Genomic DNA, 16,388 nt, shown 5'->3' with positions numbered 1-16,388 from the left:
GCTAGGCCCCTGTCTGCACCGCAGGCGGGCAGGGGTAGTTTCTCCCAAGAAAGTCCAGTAACCGCAGATTGACTTCCTCGGCCTTTTCACTCTGGATCCAGTGCCCGCAATCCGCCAGTCGATGCTGTTCCAGGTGCGGCACCTTGCCGGGCATGCGCTCCATCGTGCGGGCTTCCAACTGGCCCACCGGGTCGCGGTCGCCGATCATGAACAGGGTGGGTTGGCTCACCTGGCATTCGCCCAGGTGTTCGGTCCGTTGCCAGTTGCGCTCGAAGTTGCGGTACCAGTTCAAGGCGCCGCGAAAACCTCGCCCTGTAAAGGTGCGCCGGTACACCGCGAAATCCTCCGGCGTGCACCAGGCGGGCGGTGCGTGGCGCGTAGGCATGCCCTCGAACAGCAGGGCCGACGGGCTTTTTTCATCCAGCAGGTGTTCGCAGTCGTGCATGAAATGCAGCAGGCTGCGGTCGATGTCGGCGTCCAGTTCCCGCTCGGCGACGCCGGGTTCCTGGAAGTACAGGATGTAGTTGAAACGCTCGGCGAACAGCTCGCGCATGATCTCCACGGCCGGGCGTTTCGGGCGGCCGGCGAAAGGCACCGACAGGGCCACCAGGGCCTTGACCCGCTGCGGCTCCAGCAGCGCCAGGTGCCAGGCCACCACCGCGCCCCAGTCGTGACCGACGATGCAGGCCTGCTCCTGGCCCAGGGCATCCATCGCTTGTTGGATATCGGCGCACAGGGTCAGCACGTCATAGGCCGCCACCTCCTCGGGGGCGCTGCTGTCGCCGTAGCCGCGCATCTGCGGGATCAGCACCCGGTAGCCGGCGGCCGTCAGCGGCGCGACCTGCCGGCGCCACGAATACCAGCACTCGGGAAACCCATGCAGCAGCCACACCGGCGGGCCGTCCAGCGGGCCGTCGGCATGCAGGTGCAATTCGATGCCATTGAGCTTCAGGGCATGTTGGGTGATCTGGCTCATGAGCGTGTCTCCCGGGTCCAGGCATGACCCTAGCAGAAGCCCGCTGACCCTCTGACCACCATTCATTGGTCGAATAGGCGCCCAGCAGTGTTACCCGGCATGGGCCCGGCGGCTGTCCGCGGGCGCCTGCTCGCGCCGGGTCAGTCCGTAGTCGCGCGCCACCTCGGCGACCCGCAGCCGGTAGTCGGCGAACACCTCGGTCCGCCCCAGGGCCTGGGCCGTGCGATGGCGTTCCAGGGTGCGCCAGGCTTCCACCGCTTGCTCGTCGCGCCAGAACGACAGGGACAGCAGCTTGTCCGGCTCGCTCAGGCTCTGGAAACGTTCGATGGAAATGAAGCCGTCGATCTCCAGCAGCAGCGGTTTCAGCGCGGCGGCGATGTCCAGGTAACGCTGGCGATGTTCCGGGCGGGGCAGGGCTTCGAATATCACGGCGATCATCAGTGCGACTCCGGCAGGCTAGTGAACAAGGGGATGCGCCCGTTGAGCGAGGGTTTGTAAGTCCAGGTTATGGGCTGGTCGAGGGTCGATTGCCGCAGCAGTGCACCGACCACCGCGCTGGCTATGGCCAGGGCCAACTCTTGGCCGGGGCATTGGTGGCGACCGCTGCCAAAGCTGAAACTGCGCCGCGCCTCGCGTTCGAGCAGCAGGCGATCCGGCTGCGGGTTCAACTGCGGGTCGCGATTGGCCGAGGCCAGCAGCACCAGCACCACTGCGCCGGGCTCCAGCGTCACCCCGGCGATGCTGCAAGGGGCGGCGACGAAGCGCCGGGTGTTCTGCACCGGCGGATCGTGGCGCTGGACTTCGGCCAGCAGGTCGGCGACCCGCTCAGGGGCCGCCCGCAGGTCCGCGAGCAACCGGCGATTGTCCAGCAGGGCGCAGAGGGTATTGCCGATCAGCCCGGCGCTGGCCTCGAAGGTCTGGGACAACAGGCCGATCAGGTTGGCGATCAGGCTGTCACGGTCCTGAGCGCCGAAGCCGTTGACGATCCGTTGCAACAGGGGGCTGGCGGGTGGCTGATCGAGCAGAACCTCTAAGCGTCGAGTCAGCTGTCCGGCTGCCCGGTGGGCGGCATCCCGTTGTGCCCGGTCGCTGGCTGGCGACAGGCAGGCGACAAAGTCCCGGGTCAGCTCGGCAACTGCTGGCAACTGATGCGCGGCAAAGCCCAGCAGCCCGGCGACCACCGCCACCGGCAAGTGGAACTGGCAGTCATGCAGCCTGGCCGCGGTATCGCTTGGCAGGCCCAGCAGCAGGGCGGCGACCCGCTGGCTGGCTTCCTCGGCATGCACCTGTTGCAGGCCCGGCTCGATGGCGGCCCGGGGGCAACGCTGGCGCTCACCGTCGTTCATCCGCATCAGGCGGCCGAATACTTGACCGGCAGCGCCGTCGACTATCGTCCTCGGCACTGGCTCGTGCGCAGGACGTACCCGACACTCGGGATGGGCCAGCACCGCGGCCACCGCTGCGGCGCTGCTGGCCAGCCACATCCCCAGTCCGGGGTCGAAGGCCAGCCCGCCCCGGGCCCGCAGGCTGGCGTAGTAAGGGTAGGGATCGACGTGGGTGACGGCGGTGATCGGGTCCATGATGGGCGGCCTTATTCGCGGGGGAGAAGTGTTGCTACTATCGGCAACCTGCGAGGGGCACGATTCGTTCGGGAGCGAAATATGAATGCACAGCACGACAACGCCGTATCCCAGGTCGCCGCGGCCATTGCCGAGCCGGCGCGGACGAAAATGCTCTGCGCGCTGATGGACGGCCACGCGCGCACCAGCACCGAGCTGGCGGCGATCGCCGATGTCAGCGCCTCCACCGCCAGCGCGCACCTGGGCAAGCTCAAGGAACTGGCCCTGGTGCGCCTGCATGTGCAGGGCCGCCATCGTTACTACAGCCTCGCCGACAAGCGCGTGGCCCAGGCCCTGGAAGCGCTGATGGTGATCGGCCGCAACGCCACGCCCGTGTTCAGCCCACGCACCCCGGACCGCCTGCAGTTCGCCCGCACCTGCTACGACCATATGGCCGGCACCCTGGCGGTGCAGCTGCATGACCGCCTGCTCGAGGCCGGCTGGTTGCAGGAGCCGCAGGAGGGCGCCCAGGAGTACGTTCTGAGCCCGGCCGGCGAAGGGTTTTTTGTTGGGCTGGGCATCGATGTGCAAGCTCTGGCCAGCCTGCGCCGGCGCTTTGCCTGCCCGTGCCTGGACTGGAGCATGCGCCGCCCGCACCTGGGCGGGGCGCTGGGGGCGGCGTTGTTGCAGGAGGCGATCCGGCGCAAATGGCTGACCCAGGACCTGGACAGCCGGGCGCTGGGCTTGACCGCCCTGGGGCGCAAGGAGATCGCCAGTCGGTTCGACGTCCAGCTCGAAGAGCCGGACAGCTCGGCCCCGCGTGCCAGGAGCGTTGCCAAACCGGGTCGCCCGGCCGTTACCCAGGCTTCGTAGGCCGGTCCACAAACCCATGGCTGACATTGTCGTCAGCCTCCGAATGCAGTCCTGGCTTGGAGTCTTCAGCATGCTTATCGTCTTCAGTGGCCTGCCCGGCAGCGGCAAGACCACCATCGCCCGGGCCCTGGCCAGCCATCTGCGGGCCACCTATCTGCGCATCGACAACATCGAGCAGGCACTGCGCAACGGCGGGCTGGCGGAAGTCGGCAAGGCCGGGTACGACATCGCCAATGCCTTGGCCCGCAGCAACCTGGCCCTGGGCAACCGGGTGGTGGCCGATTGCGTCAATCCGGTCGCCGAGAGCCGCCAGGCCTGGCAGGGCATCGCCGAGGCCGAGCAGAGCCCGCTGCTCAATATCGAGGTGGTCTGCACCGATATCGCCGAGCACCGGCGGCGGGTGGAAAACCGTGAGACGGATGTACCCGGGTTGCGCCCACCCAGCTGGCAGTCGGTGCTCGATCACGATTACCAGGCCTGGAGCGGCGAGCGCTTGATGCTGGACAGTTCGCTGTCGTCGCCGGCGGAGGCGGTGCGGATCATCGTCGAACACCTGGAAACCTTGTAGTACCTGACCCACCGCGGCGCCTGGATCGCCAGCAAGCTGGCTCCTACACATTTTACGCTGTGTGCGAGTAGCTATTTATCCGCGAATCCCTGTAGGAGCGAGCTTGCTCGCGATGGCGGCGTGCCTGATTCACCGTGGTGCCTGCATCGCGAGCAAGCTGCGCTCCTACAGGTTCGATGGTGGGGGTAGGGCGGCGATAAATCCTGGCTGATTGCACTGAATCAATAAAAAGTGGAATGAAGACTTTGGCGGATAACGTCGGCGAACGTTATTCCTTCGGGCGCGAACCGTGCACAGTCGGAAATGCCCGGTTCAATCATGTCCGACACTTTTACAAACTAGCGCTGGCGAAAAGCTGAAATTGCGCCAATAGTTGGCGCTATTGGGTGTTTCGTTCGCCGTTGGTGCGTTTTCCGGACCGCTAATGGTGCGCTGTTCTTTCTCTCGGCAGGCCGCGTCAACTCTTGCTTTGTGCAAAGCGATAACAGCTGCTTTGCCAAAAATCCCCGTGTCAGGGCAAAAAAACCTTCCTCGACAGTTTCTGCACTTTTTTCGTTCGCGCCAGTGTTGTGCAAAGCCGTTCAGGCGGCTTTCCGGATAAAACGTTTCAGCGTCAACCAGGGGTGGGGCCCCGTGGTTGAGTGAAAAATGCCGTCAAGCGGGCGTTTTTTCACCCTTGGGGACTTTATTCGCAAGGAGGCGGGGTTTGGGCACAGCGATTGCTACAGCAGATAAACAGCCTTCGGATTCCAGTGAAGGGTGCTGTCGAAGTTTCGGAAAACTTTCAGATTGAAAGTTCACATTAAAACGAAAAAGGAGGTGACGAGTTCCACAACCAATGGACGTCATCGCGGGCGCTCCATTGCCGAAAATCCATACGGGAAGTTTCGCCAGACAACTGGCGTCAATAAGTGGGGGTATTTCCGCCAGCATCGAGCGGAATATTCAAGCCGCACAATGAGGTGCTCAACAGAACAGTTTCTATCGCACAGCGTAAGGCCCGATTTATTGAAACAGAGAGTTTAAATAAAAAAGCCGTTTAAACCACGGCGAGGAGTTGGGGTATGTCCCGTGCTTTTTTTAACGAAATGTATGATGCGAGTGGTGGCTGCCGCCCACATTACCAGGAGTTCGCCCGCTGGCTGGCGGACACTCCCGTGGAGCTGCTGGACCAGCGTCGGCGCGAAGCCGACCTGCTGTTCCACCGCGCTGGCATCACCTTCACGTTGTACGGTGACGAGCAAGGCACTGAACGGCTGATTCCCTTCGACATCATCCCGCGCAGCATCAAGGCCAGCGAATGGCGGAACGTCGAGCGCGGCTGCATCCAGCGAGTCCAGGCCCTGAACCTGTTCCTGGCCGATATCTACCACGGGCAACGCATTCTCAAGGAGGGCATCATCCCGGCCGAGCAGGTGCTGGCCAACGAGGGTTACCAGGTGGCGATGCGCGGCCTGGATTTGCACCGCAATATCTATTCGCACATCTCCGGCGTCGACCTGGTGCGTGACGGCGACGGCAGCTACTACGTGCTGGAAGACAACCTGCGCACCCCCAGCGGCGTGAGCTACATGCTCGAAGACCGCAAGATGATGATGCGCCTGTTCCCCGAACTCTTTGCCGCGCAACGGGTGGCGCCCATCGACCACTACCCGAACCTGCTGCTCGATACCCTGAAAAGCTCCAGCCCGCTGGACAACCCGACGGTGGTGGTACTGACCCCGGGACGGTTCAACAGCGCCTATTTCGAGCATGCGTTCCTGGCCCGGGAGATGGGCGTGGAACTGGTGGAAGGCGCCGACCTGTTCGTGCGCGACGACCGCGTATTCATGCGCACCACCTCCGGCGCCCAGGCGGTGGACGTGATCTACCGCCGCCTTGACGACGCCTTCCTCGACCCCTTGTCGTTCAACCCCGATTCCATGCTCGGCGTGCCCGGGCTGATCGCCGCCTACCGTTCCGGCAACGTGGTGCTGGCCAACGCGGTGGGCACCGGGGTGGCGGACGACAAGTCGATCTACCCCTATGTCGACGAGATGATCCGCTTCTACCTGAGCGAGGAACCGATCCTGAAGAACGTGCCGACCTGGCAATGTCGCAAACCCGAGGAACTGTCCCACGTATTGGCCAACCTGCCGGACCTGGTGGTCAAGGAAACCCAGGGCTCCGGCGGCTACGGCATGCTGGTGGGGCCGGCGGCCACCGCGGCGGAGATCGAAGACTTCCGCGCCCGGCTCAAGGCCCGCCCCGAGGCCTATATCGCCCAACCCACCCTGTGCCTGTCGACGTGCCCGACCTTTGTCGAGAACGGCATCGCCCCGCGGCATATCGACCTGCGTCCGTTCGTCCTGTCGGGCAGCGAAACCCGCCTGGTGCCGGGCGGCCTGACCCGCGTGGCCTTGCGCGAAGGCTCGCTGGTGGTGAACTCGTCGCAGGGCGGCGGCACCAAAGACACCTGGGTCGTGGAGGATTGACCGATGCTTTCAAGAACCGCTGCAGACCTCTACTGGATGTCCCGTTACCTGGAGCGCGCCGAGAACCTGGCGCGCATGCTCGAAGTCAGTTACTCGCTGTCGCTGATGCCCCAGGCGGGGCGTAGCGACGGCCATGCCGAGCTGGCGATGTCGCTGCTGGCCGCCGGTACCCTGGACGACTACAACCAGCGTTACGGCGAACTGAACACCGAACGCATGCTGCATTTCTTCGCCCTCGACGAGACCAACCCCGGCAGTATCTATTGCTGCCTGCGGGCGGCGCGGACCAACGCCCACGCGGTGCGCGGGCGCATCACCGCCGACATGTGGGAAAACATCAACGCCACCTGGCTGGAGATGCGCAACATCGCCAAGAGCGGCCTGGGACGCTACGGCATCAGCCATTTCTGCGAGTGGGTCAAGGAGCGTTCGCACCTGTTCCGTGGCGCGACCTCGGGCACCATCATGCGCAACGACGCCTATTGCTTCATTCGCCTGGGCACCTTTATCGAGCGGGCCGACAACACCCTGCGCCTGCTGGACGCGCGCTACGAAATGTTCGGCGAGGAGTCGGAGGAGGTCAGCGACAACTCGGCCCGCGGCTACTACCAGTGGAGCGCCTTGCTCCGCGCCCTGTCCTCGTTCGAGGCGTTCAACGAGATCTACCGCAATGCGCCGGGGGCCGAGCAGGTGTCCGAGATGCTGCTGTTGCGCGCCGACGTACCACGCTCGCTGCATGCCTGCGTCGAGGAGCTGGACCAGATCCTCGCCAGCCTGCCGGGCAACAACGGCCGTCCGGCCCAGCGCCTGGCCGCCGAGCTGAACGCGCGCCTGCGCTACACCGGGATCGACGAGATCCTCGCGTCGGGCTTGCACCTGTGGCTGAGTGACTTCATCGCGCAGATCCGTCACCTGGGGCAGACCGTCCACGAATCCTATCTGGAGGTTGTATGAAACTTTCCATACGCCACGACACCACCTACAGCTACGCCGACGAAGTCTGCACCAGCATCCAGTTCCTGCGCCTGACCCCGCAGAACAGCGAGCGCCAGCACATCCTCGAGTGGCACCTGGAACTGCCGCGCCTGGTGCGCAGCCAGCTCGATCCCTACGGCAATATCCTGCATGTGCTGACCATGGACGAACCCCATGGCGCCCTGGTCCTGAGCGCCTATGGCCAGGTGGAAATCGACCAGGCCCGGGAGGTGGAACACGACAGCCAGTCGCCGCTGCCGTTCCTGCGCAGCAGCCCGCTGACCAAGGCCGACGCCGCCCTCGGCGCCTTTGCCGCGCAGCACTGCGGCACCCGGCGCGACCGCGCGGCGCTGATCGAGCTGATGCATGCCCTGGCCGCGCACATGGTCTACAGCCCGGGCGCGACCACGGTGGACACCACCGCGGCCGAGGCTTTCGCCGGCCGGGTCGGGGTCTGCCAGGACCACACCCATGCATTCCTGGCCTGCGCCCGCGGCCTGGGGATTCCCGCGCGTTATGTCTCCGGCTACCTGTGCACCGAAGACGAAAACCACCTGGCCAGCCATGCCTGGGCGGAGGCCTGGATCGACGGCGGCTGGTACAGCTTCGACGTGACCAACCGCCTGGCGCGGCCCGAGCGGCACCTGAAGCTGGCGGTCGGCCTCGACTACCTCGACGCCTGCCCGGTGCGTGGCATGCGTCGCGGCGGTGGCGCCGAACACATGCTGGCGCGGGTCCAGGTGAACTCGATGTTCCAGGTCCAGCACCAGTAGCCGCGACCTTTCCCGCACTATCGGGCATGCCGGCCCCGGCATGCCCACCCCTTGGGGCGCAGTAGCCCTGCGTGGCCCATCATCTGTGCTCTCTGTCGTCGGACTTTCTCAGCGACTTTCGGACTTTTCCTAAAGACAGTCTTTCCTCCCGGTCCCTAGCATGCGCCGCTCCGCAGGCCTGCAACGCAGCAAGCCAGGCGGGGAAAGGAAAGCAACGTTCAAGGGCAAGTCATGAAGAAATACACCACGGTCTTAAGCCTCTTGCTGGCGATGACCGGTTGTACCAGCAGCAACCAAGACACCTCCGAGGCAAGGCTCACGGAGAAAGAGGGCTACGTCCTTTCGAAAGGCGAAAGGGCGGTGGCGAAGAACCATCGGATCCGTTTCCTGGTCCTGCACTACACCGCGCTCGATCAGGCGCAGTCCTTCGAAACGCTGACGCGATCGGAACACGTCAGCGCCAACTACCTGATTCCCGACCGGCCGAAGACCTACAAGGGCCTGCCGGTGGCCGACCAGTTGGTCGATGACCACGACCGCTCCTGGCATGCGGGAGTGAGCCAGTGGAAGAACCGCAGCAACCTGAATGACACCTCGCTCGGGATCGAGATTGTCAACGCTGGCTGGGACAAGGACACCGGCCAGTTGCTGGGCGAGCCCTACAACGAGCAGCAGATAGAACTGTTGATCAGCCTGACCCGGGACCTGGTCAGGAAGTACGACATACAGCCGACGGACATCGTCGGGCACTCGGATATCGCCCCCGGGCGCAAGATCGATCCGGGGCCGTTCTTTCCCTGGAAACGGCTTGCCGAAGCCGGCATTGGCGCCTGGCCCGACGAGCGCACCATTGACGACTACCTGACTCGCTTCAGCGTGTCGCCGCCGAGCATGGTCCAGGTCACGAAGGCGCTGCAAACCTATGGTTATGGCTATCTGGAGCAACAACCGGAAAGGGTGGTGGAAGCCTTCCAGATGCGCTTTAACCAGGAGAATGTCAGCGGGATCGTGGATATCCGCACAGCGGCCATCCTGTTTTCCCTGATCGACAAATATCACGGCAAGGACAAGGCGAGCGCCATTCTGCTGCCGCCGGAAGTGGCGGCTCTCGGCTAGGGGCACAGGTTTTCAGAGCCGTGTGACCACCATGAAAAAGCCCGCCGATCACGCAAGTGAAAGGCGGGCTTTTTACTGCCGGGGGGCGTCAGGTCAGACCTTGACGATCCAGCCGGCTGGCGCTTCGACGTCGCCGGTCTGTACCCCGGTCAGCTCTTTGTAGAGCTTCTGGGTGATCGGGCCGACTTCTTTTTCGCTGTAGAACACGTGCAGCTTGTCCTGGTACTCGATGCCGCCGATCGGCGTGATCACCGCGGCGGTACCGCAGGCGCCGGCTTCCTTGAAGTCCGACAGCTTGTCGATCAGCACGTCGCCTTCGATCACTTCCAGGCCCAGGCGGGTCTTGGCCAGTTCGATCAGCGACAGGCGAGTGATGCCCGGCAGTACCGACGGCGACTTCGGCGTGACGAATTTGTTATCAAAGGTGATGCCGAAGAAGTTGGCCGAACCGACTTCCTCGATCTTCGAGTGCGTCAGCGGGTCCAGGTAGATGCAGTCGGCGAAGTGCTTCTTCTTGGCTTCCGAACCTGGCATCAGGCTGGCGGCGTAGTTGCCACCGACCTTGGCCGCGCCGGTGCCCTGTGGCGCCGCGCGATCGTAGCTGGAGATCAGGAAGTTGTGCGGGGTCAGGCCGCCCTTGAAGTAGGCGCCGACCGGAATGGCGAAGATCGAGAAGATGAACTCGGGGGCGGTGCGCACGCCGATGTTGTCACCCACGCCGATCACGAACGGGCGCAGGTACAGCGCGCCGCCGGTGCCGTAAGGCGGGATGAAGCGTTCGTTGGCGCGTACCACTTGCTTGCACGCTTCGACAAACTGCTCGGTGGACACCTGTGGCATCAGCAGGCGCGCGCAACTGCGCTGCATGCGGGCGGCGTTCTGGTCCGGGCGGAACAGGTTGATCGAACCGTCCTTGCAGCGGTAGGCCTTCAGGCCTTCGAAGCACTGCTGGCCATAGTGAAGGGCGGTGGAGCCTTCGCTGATGTGCAGCACGTTATCTTCGGTCAGGGTGCCTTTGTCCCACTCGCCGTTCCGCCAGTGCGACAGATAGCGCTTGTCTGTCTTGATGTAGTCAAAACCCAGCTTGTCCCAATTGATGCTTTCGTTACCCATGACACCCTCTATCGCTTAACAACCGTCGCAACGGCTCAAGGCTTCTGACGTTTTTTGGATGGGCACAACAATACTGCATTCCGGGGGGGCACCGCATCCCGGGCGATGGGAGGGGCAGCAAAAAAACCAGTTGCCCATGAACCCTCCTGTCGTCCTGTGGAGCGAACCCTGTAGCCGCTGCCGCAGGCTGCGATCGGCCTCGAAGAGGACGTGCTCTTGAGATCCTGGAAGGCCCTGCGGGCCTTATCGCAGCCTGCGGCAGCGGCTACAGGGTGTTGCCTCCCGGTGTGGCGTTTACAGATGCAAGGCGTGGCCCAGGGCCCGCAATGCCGCTTCCTGTACCGCCTCGCCCAGGGTCGGATGGGCGTGGATGGTGCCGGCGATATCTTCCAGGCGCGCGCCCATTTCCAGGGACTGGCCGAAGGCCGTGGACAGCTCGGACACGCCGACGCCCACCGCCTGCCAGCCGACAATCAGGTGATTGTCACGGCGTGCCACCACCCGCACGAAACCGCTTTTCGATTCCAGGGTCATGGCGCGGCCGTTGGCGGCGAACGGGAAGCTCGACACGATGCAGTCCAGGCCGGCGGCCTTGGCCTCGTCCGGGGTCTTGCCGACCACCACCAGTTCCGGGTCGGTGAAGCACACCGCGGCAATGGCCGTCGGGTTGAATTCCCGATGCTGGCCGGCGATTAGCTCGGCGACCATCTCGCCCTGGGCCATGGCCCGGTGCGCGAGCATCGGTTCGCCGGCGAGGTCGCCGATCGCCCAGACATTGCGCATGCTGGTCTGGCAGCGTTGGTCGATGCGCAGGGCCGAGCCGTTCATCTCCAGGTTCAGCGCTTCGAGGTTCCAGCCCTGGGTGTTCGGCTTGCGCCCGACCGCCACCAGCACCTGGTCGGTTTCCAGCTGCAGGCTGTCACCGTTGGGGTCACGCACCTGCAGGCTGTGGGTGCCGGCATCGAAGCCTTCGACGCTGTGCTTGAGGTAGAGCTTGATCCCCAGTTGCTTCACCGATTCGAGCACCGGCTGGGTCAGTTCGGCGTCGTAGGCCGGCAGGATGCGTTCCTGGGCCTCGACCACGCTGACCTCGGCGCCGAGCTTGCGGTAGGCGATGCCCAGCTCCAGGCCGATATAGCCGCCGCCGACCACGATCAAGCGCTTGGGCAGGGCCTTGGGCGCCAGGGCTTCGGTGGAGGAGATGATCGGCCCGCCAAGCGGCAGCATCGGCAGGTTGACGCTTTTCGAACCGGTGGCCAGCAGCAGGTGCTCGCACTGGATGCGGGTGTCGGCGCCTTCGATGTCCACGGTCTTGCCATCGACGACCTTGGCCCAGCCATGGATCACCTGGACCTTGTGCTTTTTCAGCAGGGCGGCGACGCCGGTGGTCAGGCGGTCGACGATGCCGTCCTTCCATTCCACGCTCTTGCCGATGTCCAGGGTCGGCGCCGAGACGTTGATGCCCAGGGCCGAGCCCTGGCTGTGATGGCGGGTCTGCTGGAACTGCTCGGCGACATGGATCAGCGCCTTGGACGGGATGCAGCCGATGTTCAGGCAGGTGCCACCCAGCGCCTGGCCTTCCACCAGGATGGTCGAGATGCCCAGCTGGCCGGCGCGGATCGCCGCCACATAGCCGCCAGGGCCACCGCCGATGATCAGCAATGTAGTGTTCAGAGTCTGTTGCATGGGTTACTCCAGAAACAGGCTGGCGGGTTGTTCGAGCAGGCCGCGAATGGCCTGGATGAAGAGCGCCGCGTCCATGCCGTCGACCACCCGGTGATCGAAGGAACTGGAGAGGTTCATCATCTTGCGGACCACGATCTGGCCTTTGATCACCATTGGCCGTTCGACGATCTTGTTCACTCCGACGATCGCCACTTCCGGCAGGTTCAGCACCGGCGTGCTGACGATGCCGCCCAGGGCGCCGAGGCTGGTCAGGGTGATGGTCGAGCCGGACAGTTCGTCGCGGGCCGCCTTGCCCGTGCGCGCGGCTGTGGCCAGGCGCGCGATTTCCGTGGCGCTGTCCCACAGGCTGCGGGCTTCGGCATGACGCACCACCGGCACCATCAGGCCGACGTCGCTTTGCGTGGCCACCCCGACATGCACCGCGCCGTGGCGGGTGATGACCTGGGCTTCGTCGTCGTAACGCGCGTTGATCTGCGGGAAGTCACGCAGGGCCACGACCAGGGCCCGCACCAGGAATGGCAGCAGGGTCAGCTTGCCGCGGGTGGCGCCGTGTTTTTCATTGAGGTGCGCGCGCAGTTCTTCCACGGCGGTGACGTCGATTTCCTCGACATAACTGAAGTGGGCGGCGCGCTGGGTGGCTTCCTGCATGCGCTGGGCGATCTTGCGGCGCATGCCGATCACCGGGATCTGTTCCTCGTCATGACGCTGGGCATAGCCGGATGGCGCCGAGCCGCTCTGGGCGCGCTGATTGCCCTGGGCCAGGTAGGCGTCCAGGTCTTCGTGGAGGATGCGGCCGGCCGGGCCGCTGCCCTGCACCAGGCGCAGCTGGATGCCCAGGTCCAGCGCATGCTTGCGCACGGCCGGGGAGGCCAGCGGGCGCTCGTCGGCGTCGCGGGCTACCGGCGCCTGTGGCGCGGGGCGGCAAGCGGCGGCGGGTTTGCTTTCGACCACTGGCGCGGCCTCGACCTTGGGCGCTGCTACTGCGGGTGCTGCTTGTTTAATAACCGCGGGTTCCTTGACCAGCTGATCGGACGCCTTGAGGTTGCCGGCGCCTTCGACCTCGATGCTGATCAATATGCTGCCCACTGCCATGACTTCGCCGGGCTGGCCGCCCAGGGATAGGACCTTGCCGTGCACCGGGGAGGGGATATCGACCATGGCCTTGTCGGTCATGACGTCGGCCAGCACCTGGTCCTCGACCACCAGGTCGCCGACCTTGACGTGCCACTGCGCCAGTTCTACTTCTGCGATGCCTTCGCCGATGTCCGGCATCTTGATTACGTGCGTGCCCATTCAGACCTCCATGACCCGTTGCAAAGCCGCGCCCACTCGGGACGGGCCAGGGAAATACGCCCACTCCTGCGCGTGCGGGTAGGGGGTGTCCCAACCGGTCACGCGCTCGATAGGCGCTTCCAGGTGGTGGAAGCAGTGTTCTTGCACCAGCGACACCAGCTCGGCGCCGAACCCGCAGGTGCGGGTGGCTTCGTGGACCACCACGCAGCGGCCGGTCTTTTTCACCGACTTGACGATGGTTTCCAGGTCCAGCGGCCACAGGCTGCGCAAGTCGATGACTTCGGCGTCGATCCCGGTTTCCTCGGCGGCCACTTGCGAGACATACACCGTGGTGCCGTAGGTCAGCACGGTGACGTCCTTGCCCGGGCGGGCAATGGCGGCGACGTCCAGCGGCACCTTGTAGTAGCCGTCCGGCACCTGGGCCGAGGGGTGTTTCGACCAGGGGGTTACCGGGCGGTCGTGGTGGCCGTCGAACGGGCCGTTGTACAGGCGCTTGGGCTCGAGGAAGATCACCGGGTCATCGTTTTCGATGGAGGCGATCAGCAGGCCCTTGGCGTCGTAGGGGTTGGACGGCATCACGGTGCGCAGGCCACAGACCTGGGTGAACATCGCCTCGATACTCTGGCTGTGGGTCTGGCCGCCGTAGATGCCGCCACCGCAGGGCATGCGCAGGGTCATGGGGGCGGTGAACTGGCCGGCGGAGCGATAACGCAGGCGCGCCGCTTCGGAGATGATCTGGTCCGAGGCCGGGTAGACGTAGTCGGCGAACTGGATTTCCGCCACCGGGCGCAGGCCGTAGGCGCCCATGCCAACAGCGACGCCGACGATGCCGCTTTCCGAGATCGGTGCGTCGAACACCCGCGAGGTGCCGTACTTGGTCTGCAGGCCCTCGGTGCAACGGAACACGCCGCCGAAATAACCGACGTCCTGGCCGAACACCACCACGTTGTCGTCACGCTCTAGCATCACATCCATGGCCGAGCGCAGGGCCTGGATCATGGTCATGGTGGTCGTGGTCATGGCGGTTTCCAACTGGATATTGTTGTTGTGGTCGTTCATGTCAGATTCCCAGTTGCTGGCGTTGGCGCTTGAGGTGCTCGGGCATTTCCTTGTACACGTCCTCGAACATGGTCGCGGCGCTGGGGATCTGCCCGCCGGCGAGGGTGCCGTACTGCTCGGCCTGCTTCTGCGCGGCGATGACTTCGGCTTCCAGTTCGGCACTGACCGCGGCGTGTTCCTCTTCGGACCATTGGCCGATCTTGATCAGGTGTTGCTTGAGGCGGGCGATCGGGTCGCCGAGGGGGAAGTGGCTCCAGTCGTCGGCCGGGCGGTACTTGGACGGGTCGTCGGAGGTGGAGTGCGGGCCGGCGCGATAGGTGACCCATTCGATCAGGGTCGGGCCGAGGTTGCGCCGGGCGCGTTCGGCAGCCCAGCGGGACGCGGCGTAGACCGCGATGAAATCGTTGCCGTCCACCCGCAGCGAGGCGATGCCGCAACCGACGCCGCGTCCGGCGAAGGTGGTGGCTTCACCGCCGGCGATGGCCTGGAAGGTGGAGATCGCCCACTGGTTGTTGACCACGTTGAGGATCACCGGCGCGCGGTACACGTGGGCGAAGGTCAGGGCGGTGTGGAAGTCCGACTCGGCGGTGGCGCCGTCGCCGATCCAGGCCGAGGCGATCTTGGTATCGCCCTTGATCGCCGAGGCCATGCCCCAGCCCACGCCTTGCACGAACTGGGTGGCCAGGTTGCCGGAGATGGTGAAGAAACCGGCCTCTTTCACCGAATACATGATCGGCAGCTGGCGGCCCTTGAGCGGATCGCGCTCGTTGGACAACAGCTGGCAGATCATGTCCACCAGCGGCACGTCGCGGGCCATCAGGATGCTTTGCTGGCGGTAGGTGGGGAAGCACATGTCGTCGATGTTCAGTGCCAGGGCCTGGGCGCTGCCGATGGCTTCCTCGCCGAGGCTCTGCATGTAGAACGACATCTTCTTCTGGCGCTGGGCGACCACCATGCGGTTGTCGAAGGTCCGGGTCTTGAGCATGGCGCGCATGCCCTGGCGCAGGACCTCGGCCGGCACGCCTTCGGCCCATTCGCCCAAGGCATTGCCCTGGTCGTCGAGCACGCGAATCAGGCCACGGGCCAGGTCGGCGGTGTCGGCGGGTTCTACATCGATTGGGGGTTTGCGCACCGTGCCGGCGTCGGTCAGACGCAGGTAGGAGAAGTCGGTTTTGCAACCGGGACGGCCTGAGGGTTCAGGCACGTGCAGGCGCAGCGGTTCGTACGCTTGGGTCATGGCTTGTCTACGCTCGATCTTGTGAATTTCTTGTAGTGGGCGCGCTTAGCTGACAGTCATTCCCTGGGTAAGGGAAATCTTGTCCTACAACAATCATAGGCCGGGCCAAGGAGAATATTTATCTCTGTTTCGTTGCGCTCAGGATGATTTGCAGATAAAAAATCTGCATAAACATAAAAAACAGGTTGATTTGTCTCATGCGCAAACTGGACCGTACCGACATCGGCATTCTCAACAGCCTTCAGGAGAACGCCCGCATCACCAACGCCGACCTCGCCCGTTCGGTGAACCTTTCGCCCACCCCGTGCTTCAACCGCGTGCGCGCCATGGAGGAGCTGGGGCTGATCCGCGAGCAGGTGACCCTGCTGGATGCCGACCTGCTGGGGCTGCACGTCAACGTGTTCATTCACGTCAGCCTGGAGAAGCAGGTGGAAGAGGCGCTGCAGCATTTCGAAGAGGCCATCGCCGACCGCCCGGAAGTCATGGAGTGCTACCTGATGGCCGGCGATCCGGACTACCTGATCCGCGTGCTGGTGCCGACCATCCAGGCCCTGGAGCGCTTCATGATGGACTTCCTGACCAAGGTGCCCGGCGTGGCCAACATCCGCTCCAGCTTCGCCCTCAAGCAGGTGCGCTACAAGACCGCGCTGCCGCTGCCGGCCAATGGCTTGACCCTGGGCAGTTGA

Annotated in this window: 15 protein-coding genes; 7 read left to right on the top strand and 8 right to left on the bottom strand. The window is 64.5% G+C overall.

Annotation, left to right across the window (positions count from 1 at the left end; translation table 11 throughout):
- Window position 1 precedes the first annotated feature (1 nt).
- The 3 genes from PMI20_RS18310 to PMI20_RS18300 form a co-directional block, all read right to left on the bottom strand.
- On the bottom strand, window positions 2-976 hold the full coding sequence (locus tag PMI20_RS18310; protein WP_007925050.1) for an alpha/beta fold hydrolase: 975 nt from the start codon (window positions 974-976) through the stop codon (window positions 2-4).
- A 90-nt stretch (window positions 977-1,066) separates the two neighbouring features.
- Window positions 1,067-1,414, bottom strand: coding sequence for an antibiotic biosynthesis monooxygenase family protein (locus tag PMI20_RS18305; protein WP_007925052.1), 348 nt, complete (start codon window positions 1,412-1,414; stop codon window positions 1,067-1,069).
- Window positions 1,414-2,556, bottom strand: a complete 1,143-nt coding sequence (locus PMI20_RS18300) for a cytochrome P450 (RefSeq protein ID WP_007925054.1) — start codon at window positions 2,554-2,556, stop codon at window positions 1,414-1,416. Before PMI20_RS18300 ends, PMI20_RS18305 begins: the two co-directional genes overlap by 1 nt.
- Window positions 2,557-2,637: 81 nt before the next feature.
- Between PMI20_RS18300 and PMI20_RS18295 the strand changes: the two genes are divergently transcribed.
- The 6 genes from PMI20_RS18295 (at window position 2,638) to PMI20_RS18270 (ending at window position 9,314) form a co-directional block, all read left to right on the top strand.
- Window positions 2,638-3,408, top strand: coding sequence for an ArsR/SmtB family transcription factor (locus PMI20_RS18295; protein ID WP_007925057.1), 771 nt, complete (start codon window positions 2,638-2,640; stop codon window positions 3,406-3,408).
- Window positions 3,409-3,478: 70 nt separating this feature from the next.
- Window positions 3,479-3,976, top strand: coding sequence for a P-loop nucleotide/nucleoside kinase family protein (locus tag PMI20_RS18290; protein ID WP_007925058.1), 498 nt, complete (start codon window positions 3,479-3,481; stop codon window positions 3,974-3,976).
- 1,064 nt (window positions 3,977-5,040) lie between these two features.
- Window positions 5,041-6,450 (top strand): circularly permuted type 2 ATP-grasp protein, encoded by a 1,410-nt coding sequence (locus tag PMI20_RS18285; protein ID WP_007925060.1) that lies wholly within the window; start codon window positions 5,041-5,043, stop codon window positions 6,448-6,450.
- Between the two features lie 3 nt (window positions 6,451-6,453).
- The gene (locus PMI20_RS18280) at window positions 6,454-7,404 is read left to right on the top strand and encodes an alpha-E domain-containing protein (RefSeq protein WP_007925069.1); all 951 of its coding nucleotides are present in this window, start codon (window positions 6,454-6,456) and stop codon (window positions 7,402-7,404) included.
- Window positions 7,401-8,198, top strand: a complete 798-nt coding sequence (locus PMI20_RS18275; RefSeq protein ID WP_007925070.1) for a transglutaminase family protein — start codon at window positions 7,401-7,403, stop codon at window positions 8,196-8,198. The genes PMI20_RS18280 and PMI20_RS18275 overlap by 4 nt, the downstream gene beginning before the upstream one ends.
- Window positions 8,199-8,429: 231 nt before the next feature.
- A complete protein-coding gene (locus tag PMI20_RS18270) occupies window positions 8,430-9,314 on the top strand; it encodes an N-acetylmuramoyl-L-alanine amidase (RefSeq protein ID WP_007925071.1) in 885 nt (294 codons plus the stop codon).
- A 93-nt stretch (window positions 9,315-9,407) separates the two neighbouring features.
- Here the strand turns inward: PMI20_RS18270 and PMI20_RS18265 are convergent, their stop codons facing one another.
- From PMI20_RS18265 to PMI20_RS18245, 5 genes are all read right to left on the bottom strand, one after another.
- Window positions 9,408-10,427, bottom strand: coding sequence for a branched-chain amino acid aminotransferase (locus PMI20_RS18265; RefSeq protein WP_007925072.1), 1,020 nt, complete (start codon window positions 10,425-10,427; stop codon window positions 9,408-9,410).
- A gap of 294 nt (window positions 10,428-10,721) precedes the next feature.
- Complete coding sequence (lpdA, locus tag PMI20_RS18260) at window positions 10,722-12,113, bottom strand: dihydrolipoyl dehydrogenase (RefSeq protein ID WP_007923103.1); 1,392 nt, start codon at window positions 12,111-12,113, stop codon at window positions 10,722-10,724.
- Between the two features lie 3 nt (window positions 12,114-12,116).
- Entirely contained in the window at window positions 12,117-13,406 is a 1,290-nt protein-coding gene (locus PMI20_RS18255) for a dihydrolipoamide acetyltransferase family protein (RefSeq protein ID WP_007923102.1), read from the bottom strand.
- A complete protein-coding gene (locus PMI20_RS18250) occupies window positions 13,407-14,465 on the bottom strand; it encodes an alpha-ketoacid dehydrogenase subunit beta (protein ID WP_007923101.1) in 1,059 nt (352 codons plus the stop codon).
- A 1-nt stretch (window position 14,466) separates the two neighbouring features.
- Entirely contained in the window at window positions 14,467-15,702 is a 1,236-nt protein-coding gene (locus tag PMI20_RS18245) for a 3-methyl-2-oxobutanoate dehydrogenase (2-methylpropanoyl-transferring) subunit alpha (RefSeq protein WP_007923100.1), read from the bottom strand.
- Between the two features lie 197 nt (window positions 15,703-15,899).
- On the opposite strand from PMI20_RS18245, the gene bkdR reads away from it, so the two are divergent.
- Window positions 15,900-16,388 (top strand): Bkd operon transcriptional regulator BkdR, encoded by a 489-nt coding sequence (gene bkdR / locus PMI20_RS18240; RefSeq protein WP_007923098.1) that lies wholly within the window; start codon window positions 15,900-15,902, stop codon window positions 16,386-16,388.

The organism is Pseudomonas sp. GM17 (assembly GCF_000282175.2).
Lineage (GTDB): Bacteria > Pseudomonadota > Gammaproteobacteria > Pseudomonadales > Pseudomonadaceae > Aquipseudomonas > Aquipseudomonas chlororaphis.
The sequence above is the reverse complement of the archived record's forward strand: the minus strand, read 5'-3'. Positions and strand labels throughout refer to the sequence as shown.

Coding starts and splice junctions, on each gene's coding strand:
- PMI20_RS18265 (WP_007925072.1), bottom strand. CDS start 10,427: ATGGGTAACGAAAGCATCAATTGGGACAAGCTGGGTTTTGACTACATC.
- PMI20_RS18275 (WP_007925070.1), top strand. CDS start 7,401: ATGAAACTTTCCATACGCCACGACACCACCTACAGCTACGCCGACGAA.
- lpdA (WP_007923103.1), bottom strand. CDS start 12,113: ATGCAACAGACTCTGAACACTACATTGCTGATCATCGGCGGTGGCCCT.
- PMI20_RS18280 (WP_007925069.1), top strand. CDS start 6,454: ATGCTTTCAAGAACCGCTGCAGACCTCTACTGGATGTCCCGTTACCTG.
- PMI20_RS18295 (WP_007925057.1), top strand. CDS start 2,638: ATGAATGCACAGCACGACAACGCCGTATCCCAGGTCGCCGCGGCCATT.
- PMI20_RS18305 (WP_007925052.1), bottom strand. CDS start 1,414: ATGATCGCCGTGATATTCGAAGCCCTGCCCCGCCCGGAACATCGCCAG.
- PMI20_RS18270 (WP_007925071.1), top strand. CDS start 8,430: ATGAAGAAATACACCACGGTCTTAAGCCTCTTGCTGGCGATGACCGGT.
- PMI20_RS18300 (WP_007925054.1), bottom strand. CDS start 2,556: ATGGACCCGATCACCGCCGTCACCCACGTCGATCCCTACCCTTACTAC.
- PMI20_RS18255 (WP_007923102.1), bottom strand. CDS start 13,406: ATGGGCACGCACGTAATCAAGATGCCGGACATCGGCGAAGGCATCGCA.
- bkdR (WP_007923098.1), top strand. CDS start 15,900: ATGCGCAAACTGGACCGTACCGACATCGGCATTCTCAACAGCCTTCAG.
- PMI20_RS18250 (WP_007923101.1), bottom strand. CDS start 14,465: ATGAACGACCACAACAACAATATCCAGTTGGAAACCGCCATGACCACG.
- PMI20_RS18285 (WP_007925060.1), top strand. CDS start 5,041: ATGTCCCGTGCTTTTTTTAACGAAATGTATGATGCGAGTGGTGGCTGC.
- PMI20_RS18290 (WP_007925058.1), top strand. CDS start 3,479: ATGCTTATCGTCTTCAGTGGCCTGCCCGGCAGCGGCAAGACCACCATC.
- PMI20_RS18245 (WP_007923100.1), bottom strand. CDS start 15,702: ATGACCCAAGCGTACGAACCGCTGCGCCTGCACGTGCCTGAACCCTCA.
- PMI20_RS18310 (WP_007925050.1), bottom strand. CDS start 976: ATGAGCCAGATCACCCAACATGCCCTGAAGCTCAATGGCATCGAATTG.